Origin of the sequence: Tumidithrix elongata BACA0141, from assembly GCF_036349135.1 — a bacterium.
Taxonomy (GTDB): domain Bacteria; phylum Cyanobacteriota; class Cyanobacteriia; order Pseudanabaenales; family Pseudanabaenaceae; genus Tumidithrix; species Tumidithrix elongata.
In genome coordinates this window covers 20,753-36,961 of sequence record NZ_JAZBJZ010000048.1, presented here as the reverse complement: position 1 = coordinate 36,961, position 16,209 = coordinate 20,753, and the positions used below count along the sequence as shown (strand labels likewise).

Below are 16,209 nucleotides of genomic sequence, written 5' to 3'. Positions count from 1 at the left end.
ACTCAACGCTGATGCCTTTTCTAATGCTCTCAATCTTTTGTCCTGTACTTAGGCGTTGTGCAGATTTTTTGCTTTCATCCGCCAACTTACGAATTTCACCCGCAACTACAGCAAAGCCTTTACCGCTCTCACCCGCACGGGCAGCTTCTACGGCGGCGTTTAGCGCTAGCATGTTGGTTTGGTTTGCGATGTCTGCCACCAAGGAAGTTACACCCGAAATCTGTCCAGTCTGCTCGCTCAAACTCATAATCTGCTCGGCAATGCCTCGCACCTTATCTTTGAGGTTATTTAGACCTTCCGTGGTACGTTCTACTGCCTTTAGTCCATCCTCGGTAACGCCAAGGGCGTTACGGGCTGCTTCGGCAGAGGCATCGGCTTGTTCGGCGGCGCGTCTTGATGAAACGCCCAACTCTTCGATCGTGGTGGTGGTTTCGTTCACTGAGGTTGCCTGTTGAGACACGTTGCGCTCTTGCTGTTCGATCGTGGTGGCAATTTCAGAGGAAGTAAAGGTCACACCCTTAGAGGCATCGCCAATAACATTGACGGTTTTAGACAGGTTGGCAGCAGTCCAAAAGGTGTTACCTACCGCGATCGCTGTCCCCAACAAAGTCACAGCTAGCAGCAGGATGTCGAGGGCTTGCTCGTCTGCGGTTGATTTTTTAATTGCAGCGTCATTGATTTTCAGAATTTCTTTCCGCGCTTTGTCAATATCCGCCAGACGCAGGTCTTTAGTGGCTACGAGTGCTTCTGGAATTTTGCCTTGATCGATCAAACTAAACACATTGGCACTGATTTTCTGAAGTTCTGCACCATCTGCTTTGAGAATGTTTAGCTTGTCTTGAACGTAGCTGGTAGGCAGGGTAGCCAAGGCTTTTTCTGACTCTTGAAATACATCAACCCCTTCTTGGAAAGAGGTTCGATAACTGTTGTCTTTAGGGAATAAAACATTACCGCGTACATTTCGTACCATTCGGGATGCACCTAACACGGATTCATTCACGTAGAGTGTTACATCCGAAAGCTGGTCAGTTTGTTTTCCGATCTCGTTCTTTTTGATCTGACCAAATAGGTTTACGCCAGACACAAGCACCAGCAGTGCAATAGGAATGGAGTAAGAGATCAGGAGGCGCGTTCTCAGACTTTGCTTCTTGGCGTTTACATTCTTTAACATTTGTTTAGTTCCTATGGATGTTCTTAAATTGGATGATTTTTGATTTTGGCTGAGGTCGTAGTTCCCAGCCACGCTAGACTTTTACACTTCCATGTCCACGACTAATCCCCCTTGTGTCATCATTTTGGGCAAGTCTAAAACCCCCAGCACGCGATCGAAGACTGGAAGAATTCCCTTCAAGAAAGACTGGTTGCTTCCCTGTGTTGCCATGGGAACGGGCTTGATTTCCGAAGGCTCGACATACATGACATCCGCCACCTCATCGACGGGCAGACCCGCGATCACATCATCGACTTGGATGACCACCGTCTGCGAACCAATTTTGACGGGCATATTAGGCAGCTTTAACAAACCGCGAATATCAACCAGCGTCACAATTTCCCCCCGTAAGTTCATGTTGCCGACAATATGATTGGGACAGCAGGGAATCTGCGTAAGGTTGCGGATACTGGTGAACTCTTGCACCGATTTTAGATCGATGCCAAAATACTCTCCTCCCAGATTCACTACTGCCAAGGGATATAACCCTGTTGCATCATTTAGATTCTCTAAGGGGAGACGTAAATTTTCCGCTCTTTGCCAAAAGATTTCCCGTTCCCGATCTGTGATATAGGGGCAATAGCGATCGTAAAAGCTACCAAATGTGAGTAAGAGGGATGATGGATCTTCGACAGATTTCTCCTGGGCAGGAATATCCTCTTTGCGATCTTGATTTACCATCTCTTCCCAAATGGAGCGATCGCTATCACCAAGACTATTGATAAATTCTGACTGAAGCACATCCTCTTGAGTCTGATTCTCTTGAAGGCTCTCTTGAGTCTGATTCTCTTGAATCTGGCTTTCTTGAGTTTGGCTCGGTTGAACTTCGCTTTCCCAAATCATTGCTGCCACGCGATCGGGCTGGCGAATCAAGGTTTCAGGATCGAGCAACACGATCAGTTCTGACTCTCGTTTGGCAATGCCCGCGATGAAGGCTGGATTAATATTATTGGTGCGTCCATAATCCAATTGTGGTTGAATTGCCGAGCCCTCAATCGTTTCCAATTCCTGCACGAGATCGACCACCATCCCAATCTGCAAGCCGCGCCAATCGAGTACGACGATTTGATCGCTGAGCTGACAGGACACCGCAGAAAGCCCTAGGCGTAACCCTAAGTGCATCACAGGCAGTACCTGTCCGCGCAGATTGAGCATGCCAAGAATATCGGTGGGAGCCTCGGGCACAGTCTCAAGCTCTGCTAGAGGGAAGATCTCTTTGACAAGTTGGGCATCGATACCGTACTGCGAGTTACCCTGATTAAAGATGAGATAAGGTTTAGAATCCATATTGATTTAGGCGGCGATCGCAAGTTAATAAATTCAACTGTCAAAACTGAACTCGGTGCGGTATGCTTTAAGCTTGAATATAGGAGTCAATTATTGCTAGCAATTTCTCAGGCTCCACAGGTTTATATAAATATTGATTGGAACCAGCAATAAATCCTTGACATTTATCGATGATGTTATCTTTGGCAGTGAGCATGATGATTGGCAAATTCTTAAACTTGGGAATTCCGCGCAGAGTTTTACAGAACTTCAATCCATCAATGTCTGGCATCGTGACATCAAGTAACAAGACCTCTACAGGATTGGTATTGAGTAGATTTAAAGCATCGGTGGCATTATTGGCTAGCATGACCTCATAGCGATCTTTGAGAATGCGCTTGATGGTAGTTTGTACGATCGGACTATCGTCTACACTCAAAATCAAGGGACGCTTGCTCGTCTCTACTGGCGTTGATACGGGAGTTGAGATAGGAGTTAATACGGGAGTTGATACGGGTACTGATGCCGCAGGGGGCTTGCTATTTGTATTGCCTTGCGAGGGACTAAAAGTAATCCAGCCACTCAAGACATAAGATTGACCTAGCTTTAGAGGGTCTTGATCGAGATTCTCGGCAATCTCACGTAGCGATCGCTTTCCATCGACTTGCTGCTGTAGCTTATAGCGTACAGTGAGATCTAAGTGAGTTAATAAACTATCTTCCTTTAAATGAGGAATCGCATCGACCGATGGAATCTGGGTTAATGACCGCCAAGTTTTCTGACGATGTTCGAGTTCATGCCTTAGATGCGGCCAGTCAAGTCCTCGATTCGACTCTGCCAGCGTCAAATCAAAGGTAACTTTCTCATCTAAATGATACGCACCAGCATAGGGTAATAGCTGCTCGATGATTTGGGCAACGCGATCGCGAAGCACAGTTTCGATCTCTGCCCACTGAATCACGCGGATTCGCACGAGCGTTTCTAAGAGTTCTCTTGTGGATTGTTTGTCAGTCAGTTTGGGCAAGGCAAAGCCTACTGCTGTCTCGATCAGACTACGACCAAGTTTTTTGGCAAGCGATATAACGAATGAAACATTATCTGGAATACTATCGCCAGCAAAGACAATTTCACCGTTATAAAAGACAAAGATACGCGATTGTGCAGCCATTCCAGTTCCTAGATTTGCCGTGACCTCCAAGGTTCCATTGATTTTTTGCTGATGTAGGCTTTCCAAGAGGGAGGTAAACTGATTTACCTGATACTGTGTCTGCATGATTTGCATTGCATTTCAAGTTTTTTACTAAAGGGATTTTATAAAATACTTGGATTATTTAAGATTTCCGACTCATTGAAAAGAAGTATTAAGAACGCAAAATAACTATGTTTAAAGGAATCCGAAAAAGAATTGTTCTTCCAGCACAAAATTACGATCTAGACAGCTTGAGGAAGATTCGCCAACTAGTATTTACTGGTATGCTTAGTCTCCTAAGATGCCTTCGGTCGGGCAATTTAGTGGTTAGGTTTCTTAAAGCGTTTGCAATAAGTTAACAAATTTAGTCGTTTGATGTCTCAAAGGGTTAACAATAAGTTAACAAGAGGTTAAATAATTCCTCTTTTACATTCTTGCTTCTACCAAAAATCTAAGATTCACCCGATCGGGTGAAAACCATGGTGAAAATAATATTGTCATCTTGCTAATGAAGGAAATTCCCCCTTAAAAAAGGTGAAGTGGGTTCTCCCCCCTTTTTCCAAGGGGGGCTGGGGGGGACCTTGGGATGTATAGCGTTTTAGGTTTTCTTATCCCGAGCTGACTTTAGCTATGGCAACTCAATGCTACGCATAAAAGCTAGGATTGGGGAGTCGATCGTTGAGCGCCCAGTTTCCCAAATCCTGAATTTTATAGTCAACCGAATCATGCAACGTAAAGGTTCGGAGATTGCGCCAGTAGCGATCGAAACCATATTTGCTTGTGGTTGCACGCGCTCCCATCACCTCAAAAATGCGATTTGTCACCTCTAACCCCGTTTTGCTGGCTGCTACCTTTGCCGTGGCGATCGCGATCGCACATTGTCCGCGTTCTTCTGCCGTTAGTTCCGTACCTTTTTGCCAAGCAGCTTGAAGAATTAGGGCAGCCTTGTCGGTCAAACTACCCACCGCCTGCAAATCGACCCAGATTTCGCCATAGTGCTTGAGAATATAGGGATCTTCTGCTGCGCTTGGCGCATTAGAAGTCAGCCAAGGTCGGGCTTGGTTGCGAGTATAGTCTTTAGCTGCGGCAAATGCTCCTTCGGCAATCCCCAGATAGATATGGGCGAGATTTAATTGCGTCAAGCAAGCCCGTAAGCTGCGGAAAGGAATATCAACTTGAGTACGCGCACCAAACACTTCCGACCCATCAACACGCACTTGGTTAAAGCTGATACTGCCGCTATCGGTTTGCCGCTGCCCGATGTTATCCCAATCGTCGTGGATTTGCACGCCCTCTCTTTGGGTGGGAATTACAAGAATTGTGAGTTCGGAAGTGTCTTCGCGCACTGCTGTAATCGGTAAAATATCCGAGTCTTTGGAACCAGAGCAGAAGCTTTTTATCCCATTTAGCAAAAAGCCCGTACCATCAGGGGTCAAGGTGGCTCGGCGATCTAAGGGATTGAGCGCATTACACCAGAACCAGTTATTTCTCACCGTATCGGTATAGTACTGTGCCTTGCGTTCCTCTGTCCCAAAGAGATAGGGAATTACTACGCCTAAATGGTGATAGGAATAAACATGGGCGAGAGAACTATCGGCTTTCGCCAACTCGCGGGAAATTTGAAAGGCAGTAATCCAAGTTTCGCCAATGCCACCATATTCTTTGGGAACGATCAGACCGAGCAACCCGCTAGCACGAATGCGATCGCGTTCGGCCTTCGGCGTTCCACCCAAGCGATCGCGTTCGATCGCTGTCGCCGCAAATTCTTGGGCAAGTGCTTTTGCGATCGCGAGATAATCTTGCCTTGATTCTTGTTGCGATGAGTTTTTCGAGTCTGAAAGGGATATTCCCATATTGGTATAGCAATCTTAAATCAGTTTCAGTTTATGCACAGCACAGGCATTACGTCAAAATCCCCCTTAGAAAGTGTTTGAGAAGTCTAGTATCTCGTATAAATTTCTACTTTTACCCCCCTTAATCCCCCCTTAGTAAGGGGGGGGGACTTAAATCCTCCCCCTTACTAAGGGGGAGCTAGAGGGGGTAAAACTTCTCAAACACGCTCTGATTCCATATGGATTTTAGGTTAGGATTTTGGCTTCCAGATCGCTTCTTTGACAATAACAGGTTTTGGCAATACTTTTTCCTTTAGAAAAACATCTGCAATCCGCTGTTGTTCGGCGATTACCTTCTCATCAATCGGTTGAAAACCATGTTCTCTCCGCTTTTCGACGATTTCCAAAACCTCAACACTCACCCCATATTTGGGAGAGAGCAACTCCGCCACCGCACGAGGGTTCTTGGCTGCCCAGTCGTTGATTTCCTCTACTTGCTTGAGAATAACCGCGATCGTCTCGGCATTATTGTCTGCAAAAGACTTGGTAGAGAGGTAATATCCCGTATTCGGCAAGAAACCTTTACCATCAAAGAGAATCTTTGCTCCCAATGCCTGCTCTGCTGCGGCTTGAAAGGGATCCCAAGTAGACCATGCATCGACTTTTCCACCTTCAAAAGCAATCCTTCCATCGGAAGGAGTCAGGTAAACAGGGGTAATGTCGTTAAATGTCAAGCCGACAGTTTCTAACGCACGAATCACAATGTACTGAGAATTCGTCGCTTTAGAAATAGCAACCCGTTTCCCTTTTAGATCTGCCACACCCTTAATATCGGAATCCTTGGGAACGAGCACGGCTACACTTGCTACCCCTAATTTTTCGTTAGCCAAATAGACAACAGGCGTACCATTGGCTTGAGCAAAAATAGGTGGTGGCTCACCCGTATAGGTTAGATCTATCGTTCCCACTGCTAGGGCTTCCATCAGTTGCGGCCCAGCGATAAATTCTTTCCATTCTAGAGAAACACCCAAAGCAGAAAGACTCTTTTCTAGCGTTCCCTTTTCGCGCAGGGCATTCAACATTGCCCCAAATTTACTCACCCCAATCCGAATCACCTTGGCTTTCGCAGTATTTTGTGACTTCGCAGGAGCATTCGTTGCTGTTGTAGCTGTGGAAGCAGGACTTGAGGTTGTTACAGAGGCAGAGTTTGTTGCTGTGCAACCAGATGCTATTGCCAAGAGAAAATAGCCCATTGCCTTGGTAATCGATCTTCTGTTGTATAAATTCATAGGGGTCTTTCGGTTAGTCGGCTACGGCGAGGTTAGCGGATAGTTCGGGGAGTTGGAATGTAGGCGCGATCGCGCGATCAGTATATTCGGTAATCCACTCCTTGGTAAACGTAAAATAGCGAATGGTTTTCAAGCGTTTTGCTTTTGTCAAATTAAACCAATGTTCGGTATTGGCAGGAATGTTGAGATAGTCCCCAGCCTGCAGTGTCAGTTTAACCTGCGTGCGATCGGGTAGGACAAAGCCAAATATACATTCACCATCAGCAACATAGCGCCCCTCCTGGTCGTTATGGATATGGAAAGTACTAAATTTCTGAAGATGGATATCGATATAACTGTCGTCTGGATGTAATACCAACAGGTCGCGCGACACAACGCCAGTTTCTAGCATCAGTTGTTTTAAGAATGTATCGTAAAATCGTAGAACTGTTTCTCGTTCAGATTCATCGAGCAGATTTTTGTTTAAGAGATAGCTCACTTCATGGGTTGACGTAAATTTCCAGTTATCCAGATAGATGTTTAATGGAGCAAGCTCTTGATTTATTTTTGCTAATTCTGTATGAACTATTCCATTTTCAAGTTCTAAAACTGACACAGTACACCTCCTTGAATTGATTGATTACGAATTTAGTACGGGCTTTTAGCAGGCAAGATGCCTGCGCTACAGATGAATTCATTGAGGATTGCTATATTACTCAAGCTTTAAACCTCCAATACCAATGTTTGCGAATTGGATAAATCTAGGCTATTCAACAGCTTTTGTTTCCAATATTGCAAATCGCGATCGCTACGATTGCGCGGACGCGGCAAATCGAGACTGATTTCCTGATGAATGCGTCCGGGATTACCCCGCATGGCAATGACGCGATCGCTTAAAACCAGTGCTTCCTCGACATCATGGGTAACTAGAATCATGGTGGGGCGATCGTATTCCCAAATCTCTAACAGTCGATCCTGCAATTGCAATCGCGTAAAGGAATCAAGGGCGCTAAAAGGTTCGTCGAGTAAGAGAATCGAGGGGTTTGTGACGAGGGCACGGGCGATCGCTACCCTTTGTGCCATACCTCCCGACAATTGGCGCGGTAATAAATGGGCAGAATCCTGTAATCCCACCTTGACCAGTGCTTCGCTTGCCCTAGCCTTGCGTTCTGGCTTGGGTAGATAATGCAAGCCAAACTGTACGTTTTCTAAGACGGTCAACCAAGGCATCAGACGTGGCTCTTGAAAGATCACGCCAATTTCAGGATGGGGCTTGTCGATGCGAATATCGTCAATTCGCACTTCACCCCGAGTTGGTAGATCGAGTCCAGCAATAATGCGTAAAAGCGTACTTTTGCCACAACCACTCGTACCGATCAAACTTACGATCTCGCTACGGTTAACGGTTAAATCAATAGACTCCAACCCCACAAAGCCATTTTTAAATCGCTTATGTAGTTTTTCGATCCGTAGCATAGAAGTTCCTTTGTAGTGACTTGAGTGAATGTGTTAATGCTTGGAAGCGTAAACATCTTGCCAATGGAGAAACCAGCGCGACGCAAAGCCGATCGCCGAATCCGTTGCCTTTCCAAAAATTGCAAACAGGAGAATACTGGCGAGGGTAATCGCAGGTCGTCCAGTTGTTTGCCCGTCGATCAATAGGAAACCTAAACCCTGACTCGCACCCATCAATTCCGCCGCTACCACAAACATCCAGCCCAAACCCAAGCCACTGCGCAAACCCACAATATAAGCAGGTAGAGTTGCTGGCAAGAAAACTCGACGAACCAGTTGCCAACCACTGAGACGATAGATTTTGCCAACCTCCACTAACTTGCGATCGACATCGTGGATGCCGCTCATCAGATTTAGGTAAATAGGAAAGAAGACACCCACGGCAATCAGGGCAATTTTAGAAGGCTCGTGAATTCCCATCCAAAGGATGAATAGGGGAACCCAAGCAAGGGAGGGAATGTTACGGAGCGACTGCAAGAGCGGATCGAGCAGATCGTGGATTAAGCGAGAATATCCCGTTAGTCCACCTAGAATCGTGGCAAAGAATGTACCAATCAGGAAGCCGACAAAAACTCGATAGAGCGTAATGCCAATATGCTGCCATAGATCCCCCGTAGCCCCAAGTTCCCAAATCGTTGTGAGAACCGTTGAGGGAGCGGGTAGCAAGTTAGGCGCAACCAAACCCAGCCTAGACAGACCCTCCCATAGGATTAAGAGAAAGACTGGTAAAATCAAGCCTTTTGCCCAACCCAAACGGCTGAGGAATTGCCAGAAATTCCCTTTGGATGAGCTTGGTATAGCGATCGCGAGTTTTTGTCCCATAACAGCTTCTTGTTTACTTACGATTTGGCAAGCTTCGCCACATACTGCGGATCGATTAACTCGTTCACGACTTTACTGACATCGGTAGAATCTTTAATCACGCCGCTCTTTTTCAGAACTTCCCCAGCCGCACTAATAACTGTTTTCTGTTCGTCCCCGATCGCCGAGTTAGAAAGGTCAGTACGCTCCTCTAATTGCTTGGTGGCAACGGGTTCGCTCAGCTTTGCGGCTTTGATCAATGCCTGCTTGAGTTCTTTAGGATTGGCGATCGCCCATTTTCGCGCCTTCTCATAGGCTGTTAGCACTTGTCCCACCTGATCGGGATATTGCTGAGCAAACGCCTCGCGCACATTCAAGAACCCTTGGCTAATCAATTTGGTATTGCGATAAAAAAGTTTCGAGCCTTTTTCTACTTCTGTCTGCGCCATAAAAGGATCGAGACCAGCCCAAGCATCGACATCACCCTTCTCAAGTGCGGCTTTACCGTCGGCATGGGGCAAGGGCACTATTTCCACATCTTTAGCAGTCAATCCCACTTGGTCTAAAGCCCGTAGCAAGAAGATAAAGGGATCGGTTCCGCGTGTCGCCGCAACTTTCTTACCTTTTAGGTCGGCAACCTGTTGAATGGAGGAATTTGCACCCGTCACCAATGCTGTCCATTCGGGTTTAGAGTAGACGTAAATCGATTTAATCGGGTTGCCATTGGCTTTAGCAATCAGGGCAGACGCACCAGAAGTCGAGCCGAAGTCAATACTGCTGCCATTGAGAAACTCTAAAGCTTTGTTGCTACCTTGACTGAGCACCCATTCCACCTTGATATTGGACTTGGCAAGATCTTCCTCCAGCCAGCCTTTTTCTTTGAGGACGAGACTGACAGGATTGTAGTAGGCATAATCTAAGCGCACCACGTTAGGCACTGCTTTAGAAGATACACTTGGCGCTCCTGATGATGCTGTCGTACTTGCTGTCGTAACTGGAGTGGAAGAATTCGTACAGGCATTCACGAGTCCTGCGATCAGTAATCCAGAAATAAAAAATAACAGTAACTTATGTCTAGCAATGGCAAACCACTTTCTCATGATTCGTTTCTTTAACTCCTTAGCTCGCTCTCTTATGTGTTTGTGAATTTAAATTTGTGAATCTTACATTTATGCAGCGATCGCGATGATTATTCAGCGATCGGAAATTTCGCATTCTTCCATGCCTTATAGCCGCCCTCCAGCGAATAGACATAGGGGCTTTTGGCTAATCTACGGTCAACTGATTATTCTTTCCTTTGGGCGTAGGAATTGCTTTAGGGAAGCTTTGATTGGCAACGATCTCACCAAAGGGACTCATCATGGAGGTTGGTTCTTGCTTGGGAAGATTTTGCAAAGGCAAGCGAGGGAAGAGAAGTTCTGCAACCCGATAAGCTTCTTCAAGGTGAGGATACCCTGACAGAATGAAGGTATCGATCCCTAGATCTGTATATTCGCGCATCCTTGCGGCAACGGTATCGGGATCGCCGACCAATGCCGTGCCAGCTCCGCCGCGTACTAAACCTACTCCTGCCCATAGATTTGGACTGATTTCCAAAGCTTCACGGCTACCATTATGGAGTTGACTCATACGACGTTGCCCCTCCGAATCAAGACGGGCGTAGACTTTCTGAGCATGGGCGATCGCTTCGTCATCTACATAGCGAATTAGTTGGTTGGCGGCATCCCATGCTTCTGCGGTAGTTTCTCGCACAATTACATGCAGGCGAATCCCAAATTTTAGAGTGCGTCCTTCTGCTTCCGCGAGTTTGCGAACTTGGGCGATCTTTTCGGCTACTTGGGCAGGTGCTTCGCCCCATGTTAGATAAACATCCACATGCTTAGCTGCGATCGCTTGTGCAATGGGGGAAGATCCGCCAAACCAGAGCGGTGGATAGGGAGTTTGTACGGGCGGAAACAGAACTTTCCCCCCTTGAATATTCAGATATTTGCCAACAAGGTTTGACTCTTCCCCTGACAGCATGTCACGCCAAACTGTGAGAAACTCATCGGTGAGTTCGTAGCGATCGTCGTGGGAGAGATGCACGCCATCACCAGCCAACTCAACGGGATCGCCCCCAGTCACGACATTAATCAACAAGCGCCCATTAGAGAGGCGATCGAAGGTTGCCGCCATCCGTGCTGCAACACCGGGGGATGTCAATCCCGGACGAATAGCTACGAGAAAGCGCATCCTATTTGTTACTGCTGCTAGATAGGAGGCAGTAATCCACGCATCTTCGCAGGAACGTCCAGTAGGTAACAAAGCCCCTGTATAGCCTAGATCGTCCACGGCTTGGGCGATCTGCCGCATATAGGGAAAATCTACAGCACGTCCGCCCACGGAAGTGCCTAAATAACGTCCGTCTCCATGGGTGGGAATGAACCAAAGTACTTGCATTGCGGTTTGTTTGTCGGTTGTTGGGTGTGAGTAAAAGAAATGACTGAAATTGAATTATTTTGGAAGATTTCGCCTACTTAGGATTGGGTTTCCAAACTGCTTCAGCAACTTTGATCTCTTTGGGAATCAATCCTGCCTTAAAGAATGTATCGGCAACCTGTTGTTGCTCTGCGATCGCTTCGGGTTGAATCGTGGTTACGGTATAGCGACCTTTGCGCCGCCGTTCTGAAACTTCTAGAATCTCTACCTTAACCTTCGTTTTTTCGGCAAGAAACTCTGCTGATGCTTGCGGATTTGCGACTGCCCAGTTTCCCAAGGCTTGCAGTTCCTCAATAATTACAGGAACGAGATCGGGATTTTTATCTGTGAATGATTGCGCCGCAAGATAAAATTCACGAAAAGGAGTTAAGCCTTTGCCATCGACAAGCAACTTTGCCTTTGCTCCCTTTTCAGCACCTGCATAAAAGGGAGCCCAAATTGCCCAAGCATCGATATCCCCTTTTTCAAAAGCTGCTCGCGCATCGGGAGGTTGCAAGTAAACAGGGGTAACATCATTCAGCGTCAGTTGGGCTGATGCCAATGCCTGCACGATAAAGTAATGGGCGCTCGATCCCTTGGCAAAGGCAATCTTTTTCCCTTTGAGATCGGCAACCGATTTAACATCCGAATCAGGAGGAATTAGCAACCCAACACTGTCTGGACTCTTATCAGATTGACCGATGTAAACGATCGCGGCTCCATTGGCTTGAGAGAAAATAGGGGGAGCATCGCCTGTTTGTCCGAGATCGATACTTCCCACAGCGATCCCTTCTAATAGCGGTGGGCCCGATGGAAATTCTGTCCAAGTAACAGAAACCCCTAGAGTCTTGAGGCGTTTTTCAAAATCACCTCTATGCTTGAGTAAATTCAACGAACCCGATTTCTGATAGCCCACCCTTAATACTCTTGCTTTGGCAGGTGAAGAGCTAGCGGATGGACTGGCTGAAGCTACAGGTGAGGCTGTACCCGTACTTGATGAATTCGGGGTTGAATTAGAACTACAAGCACCGAGCGCGCTACTCAGACCAACTCCGATCGCAAAGAATGGAAGCCGCTTTAGGAGCGATCGCCTGCTCCATTGACTAATCTCTAATTGAAAGTCTTCTCTAGAAGACCCATGATGCTTTTTTTTCATAAGGTTACTTTTCTCACCGAACTGTGAGGCGCGATCGATCCACAAACAAAATCATATTACATAATACTACGATATATCGATCAGTTTACCGTAGTATTTATCACCTTTCCTATTACAGGTTGCTTCGCGCGGAGCGAGGAACTCAAACCTCGCTCCGTTGCAAATTTAAGTAAAACCCCTAACCTATGGGCTAGAAGATTTCTAGAGCGGTTTCAGATAGTTCTGAATCGTATAGTCACCCACTTGACGACCCAACGCTGTACCTTGAACATCGGCAATCCGCGTATGAAGACCTCCCCAAACACGGGCATTTTCATTTTCCTGAACCAGTTGGCTATAGCTCGTGTAGTAGCGAGTTACGGCATTTGCTGGGAAAGTGAGATTAAATTTCACATCGTCGCTGCCAAAGAATTTGGTTAAAACTCGTTCTGCCGCACCCGAGGTGACGGAGTGACCAGAAATATAGTCTGGGTGAGCGGGCGTGATTAGTAGGGGTTCCCATTTGGGATCGGCAGGAATGCCAGGACTGCCTGCACGAATAGCCGTTATGGGTCGCCATAGGTTGTATTTGTATTTGACGGCATAACCCGCAACGTAGGCATCGGAAATAGCAAAATTCAGGAGGGCAAATAATCTGGCATTTTCAATGAGGGTATTTCCTTTGACGATCGCTGCCGATCGTGCCGCAGCATTCCAGATTACAGGCGTGTTGACAGTCCAGAAAATTGCTGCTGCCGTCTGATCGGCCGTGCGGATCTTACTATTCTTGCCTCCGATATTTTGCACTTCGCTGAGCGATTTGATGTATTCGGGGCTGTCTAAAGCTGGTGGTGGAGGCGTTGTGAATTGGTCAGTGCTTTTAAAGGAAAATGGAGTTAGAGTCGGCCAGTTTGGATATACGGCAGCCGCATTTGCTGGTGGGGTGGGTTGCCAAGCTCCGGGCTCAGTTCCGGGCTTATAGTCCACTTTGGTATTCCAGCCGTCTTTATCACGGATTGCAAAGACTTTTTCTGCAACCTCTTTACCAACTCTGAGCCCATCTTTTTTGGCTTTGCCATCGGCAATCTTTGCTAGAGAGTCAGACAAAGATTTGTCTAGTGCTGCTTGCTGTGCGGGATAAAGCTTGACGAGAATGCTGTGAGCAGCGGCAGCCGTTGCAGCTTCAGCCGAAGCACCAGGAGCTTTTGTATCCACTAAATAAGGGGTATAGCGACGGTCGATCGCATTGACTGCATCAAAAACAGCGGCATGGACAATTCCCAAAGCCCGCGCTTGAGGGTTGGCAGGGCCTTGTGTTGTTGTGACTGCGATCGCATTCCATGCGGTGACAGCATCGCCACGGCTAGTAGACTGTGCAAAGCTTTGAGATGTGCTTGACCAAGATTTGGGTAGCAAGCCTGGAATCGCTACCACAACAAACAGAGCGGCAAAAGCAAATAAAACAAATCGCCTAATTGCCAACCAACTTTGAGACATATAACCTACTCCTAATACATCAAACATTTCAACAAAAACACCAAAGATTCATGGAATGCGCTGATTTCACAGACCGTCAAAAAGTACAAAGAGGTCATAGCAAGCCAAGACCTCTTTTGATTACAGGGGCTGTACCAGTACCTAGAAGGTAAATGTGGTACGAATTACACCCACAGTAGCCGTACCATTTCTGGAATCGCTATCGGGGTTGAACACAAAGTAAACACCTGGTGTGATGCTGATATTCTTGGAAACGCGGAAGCGATAGAAAGCTTCAAGATGGTAGGGGGTTGCCAAGGTTGCACCCGCTTGAGCTTGAATGGCACTTCCACCAACGCTATTACGGTAAAGGGGTTGACCAAAAGCAATTGCTGCCAAGTTGCCATCTCCAAAAACATCTTTAAAGGAGAGGGATGCCAACCAACTTGTAAAGGTGGTCGAAGCATTAACATTGACCGCATCGGCAAATGTCCAAGATCCCCAAACACCAAGGTCAACTTTTGGCGTGATGTTCCAAACCAAATTCCCTGCGATCGTATTTGCGCGTAACGAAGTTGCAGACCCTACGCCAGCACCAACAATGCTGTCTTGGTTTAAGCCAGAGTTCAAACTGTTGTCAGGATGCCAACTGTTGGCATAGCTAATTCCTAAAGCAAGGGTTGGTGCAGCTTGCCACACTAACTGAGCCGCAAGAATTGTCGAACCACCTGTAACGCCACCACCTTTGGCTGCATCAAATGCCGTAGCCGCATTATTAGCGCCGTAAGCAAGTTGCAACTTCCCTTGAGAACCAAGGCGGAAGTTTAGACCAACCACAGAAAATCCACTAGCGTCGGTCAGTCCAGTACCGCCTGTCAGGTTATTACGGAAGTTACCCGAGGCAATACGGAGGATTGGGTTGTAGCGACCAAAACGGGAGATTGTTGCTTGCGCTTCGTTTTCGATTGGGTTGAGTTTATCTAAGACGTCTTCTAAGACACCTATAGGTGCAACATAAGCTGTGACGGTATCGCCAACAGGAAAGCGATAATAAAGTCTTTGCAAGCGGAAAGCGCCATCTGGCGTACCACCTTCAAAACTCAACCGTGAAGAGTTCCCAGAAGCTAAGGCAGTGCCAATATTGGGAACGTTAATTGCCTCTAAGCGAGTTCGCAGTAGGTCTTTGCCAGTAAAACTGGTGTCAAAGTTTAAACGAACGCGATAGGAGAAGGTTGTATTCGTTTTATCCGTTGGAGCACTGCCATCACTACCCGCTGCTACAGCAAAAATAGCTTCACCATTTAGCTTGGTTGTCGTCGAGAATTGTTGCGCTTCTAATTTAGTCGTTTTGGCTTCTAAGGCATCAACCCGACCGCGCAGAGTAGCGAGTTCAGCCGCAAATTCTTCTTGCAATTTTTGGACAGCCGCAAGATCTTCTTTACTCACTTTGTCTGCCAAGCCAGCAGAGATGATCTCGTTGATCTTGTCTAAGCAAGCATTCAAACCAGCCGCAAATTCATAACGGCTAAGGGCACGTTGACCGCGATAGGTGCGGTCTGGATAACCTGCGATGCAACCATAGCGCTCGACTAAAGACTGCAAAGCGGTGAATGCCCAATCCGTAGGACGAACGTCGCTTAGTTGCGATACAGAGGTGACGTTTTGAGATGTTCTAGCATCTCTCCGAAAAATTGGATCGACCCCAATATTGCGAATAACTTGTGAGTCTTGTGTTGGCTGACTTTGGACAGGAGTTTGAGCTACTAGCAAAGGCACAGTTGTGACTGGCTGACCCGCAGACTGAGCAGGTTTCGTTTCTGCACTCGCCGCATTGGCAAGTGACGAAGAAGTAGCGATCGCTGCGGTAAATAGCACAGAAGTAAGTAACTTCTTGTTTCTGAGTGATGCTTTAGACATAAATACCTACAAATCCTCACACTGTTTTAGCTTTTTAAACTACGGTAATTTGATCGGCTTATCGTAGTATTATTTTCTCTATGCTATCAACCGTGGGCGATTTAAGCAAGCAAAAAGTAGCAAGTAAAAAATCGCAAGCAAAA

General features: G+C 46.8%; 13 protein-coding genes. All 13 read right to left on the bottom strand.

The features are described from left to right. The coding region (locus V2H45_RS13250) for a methyl-accepting chemotaxis protein (protein WP_330484117.1) at window positions 1-1,171 on the bottom strand (1,171 nt) is incomplete at its 3' end. A gap of 81 nt (window positions 1,172-1,252) precedes the next feature. After that, window positions 1,253-2,497, bottom strand: coding sequence for a chemotaxis protein CheW (locus V2H45_RS13245; RefSeq protein WP_330484116.1), 1,245 nt, complete (start codon window positions 2,495-2,497; stop codon window positions 1,253-1,255). 67 nt (window positions 2,498-2,564) lie between these two features. Then, window positions 2,565-3,749, bottom strand: coding sequence for a response regulator (locus tag V2H45_RS13240; protein WP_330484115.1), 1,185 nt, complete (start codon window positions 3,747-3,749; stop codon window positions 2,565-2,567). A gap of 560 nt (window positions 3,750-4,309) precedes the next feature. After that, a complete protein-coding gene (locus tag V2H45_RS13235; RefSeq protein ID WP_330484114.1) occupies window positions 4,310-5,518 on the bottom strand; it encodes an acyl-CoA dehydrogenase family protein in 1,209 nt (402 codons plus the stop codon). Between the two features lie 230 nt (window positions 5,519-5,748). Further along, window positions 5,749-6,786, bottom strand: coding sequence for an aliphatic sulfonate ABC transporter substrate-binding protein (locus V2H45_RS13230; protein ID WP_330484113.1), 1,038 nt, complete (start codon window positions 6,784-6,786; stop codon window positions 5,749-5,751). Window positions 6,787-6,799: 13 nt separating this feature from the next. Further along, the gene (locus V2H45_RS13225; RefSeq protein ID WP_330484112.1) at window positions 6,800-7,381 is read right to left on the bottom strand and encodes a cupin domain-containing protein; all 582 of its coding nucleotides are present in this window, start codon (window positions 7,379-7,381) and stop codon (window positions 6,800-6,802) included. A 107-nt stretch (window positions 7,382-7,488) separates the two neighbouring features. Continuing rightward, entirely contained in the window at window positions 7,489-8,241 is a 753-nt protein-coding gene (locus tag V2H45_RS13220) for an ABC transporter ATP-binding protein (protein WP_330484111.1), read from the bottom strand. Between the two features lie 33 nt (window positions 8,242-8,274). Then, complete coding sequence (locus V2H45_RS13215) at window positions 8,275-9,102, bottom strand: ABC transporter permease (protein WP_330484110.1); 828 nt, start codon at window positions 9,100-9,102, stop codon at window positions 8,275-8,277. Window positions 9,103-9,119: 17 nt separating this feature from the next. Beyond that, entirely contained in the window at window positions 9,120-10,181 is a 1,062-nt protein-coding gene (locus tag V2H45_RS13210; RefSeq protein ID WP_330484109.1) for an aliphatic sulfonate ABC transporter substrate-binding protein, read from the bottom strand. Between the two features lie 166 nt (window positions 10,182-10,347). After that, window positions 10,348-11,520, bottom strand: a complete 1,173-nt coding sequence (gene ssuD / locus V2H45_RS13205) for an FMNH2-dependent alkanesulfonate monooxygenase (RefSeq protein ID WP_330484108.1) — start codon at window positions 11,518-11,520, stop codon at window positions 10,348-10,350. A gap of 73 nt (window positions 11,521-11,593) precedes the next feature. Then, window positions 11,594-12,694, bottom strand: a complete 1,101-nt coding sequence (locus V2H45_RS13200; RefSeq protein ID WP_330484107.1) for a sulfonate ABC transporter substrate-binding protein — start codon at window positions 12,692-12,694, stop codon at window positions 11,594-11,596. Window positions 12,695-12,895: 201 nt separating this feature from the next. Continuing rightward, complete coding sequence (locus V2H45_RS13195) at window positions 12,896-14,170, bottom strand: vanadium-dependent haloperoxidase (RefSeq protein ID WP_330484106.1); 1,275 nt, start codon at window positions 14,168-14,170, stop codon at window positions 12,896-12,898. Window positions 14,171-14,311: 141 nt separating this feature from the next. Then, the gene (locus tag V2H45_RS13190; RefSeq protein WP_330484105.1) at window positions 14,312-16,066 is read right to left on the bottom strand and encodes an iron uptake porin; all 1,755 of its coding nucleotides are present in this window, start codon (window positions 16,064-16,066) and stop codon (window positions 14,312-14,314) included. Window positions 16,067-16,209 lie beyond the last annotated feature (143 nt).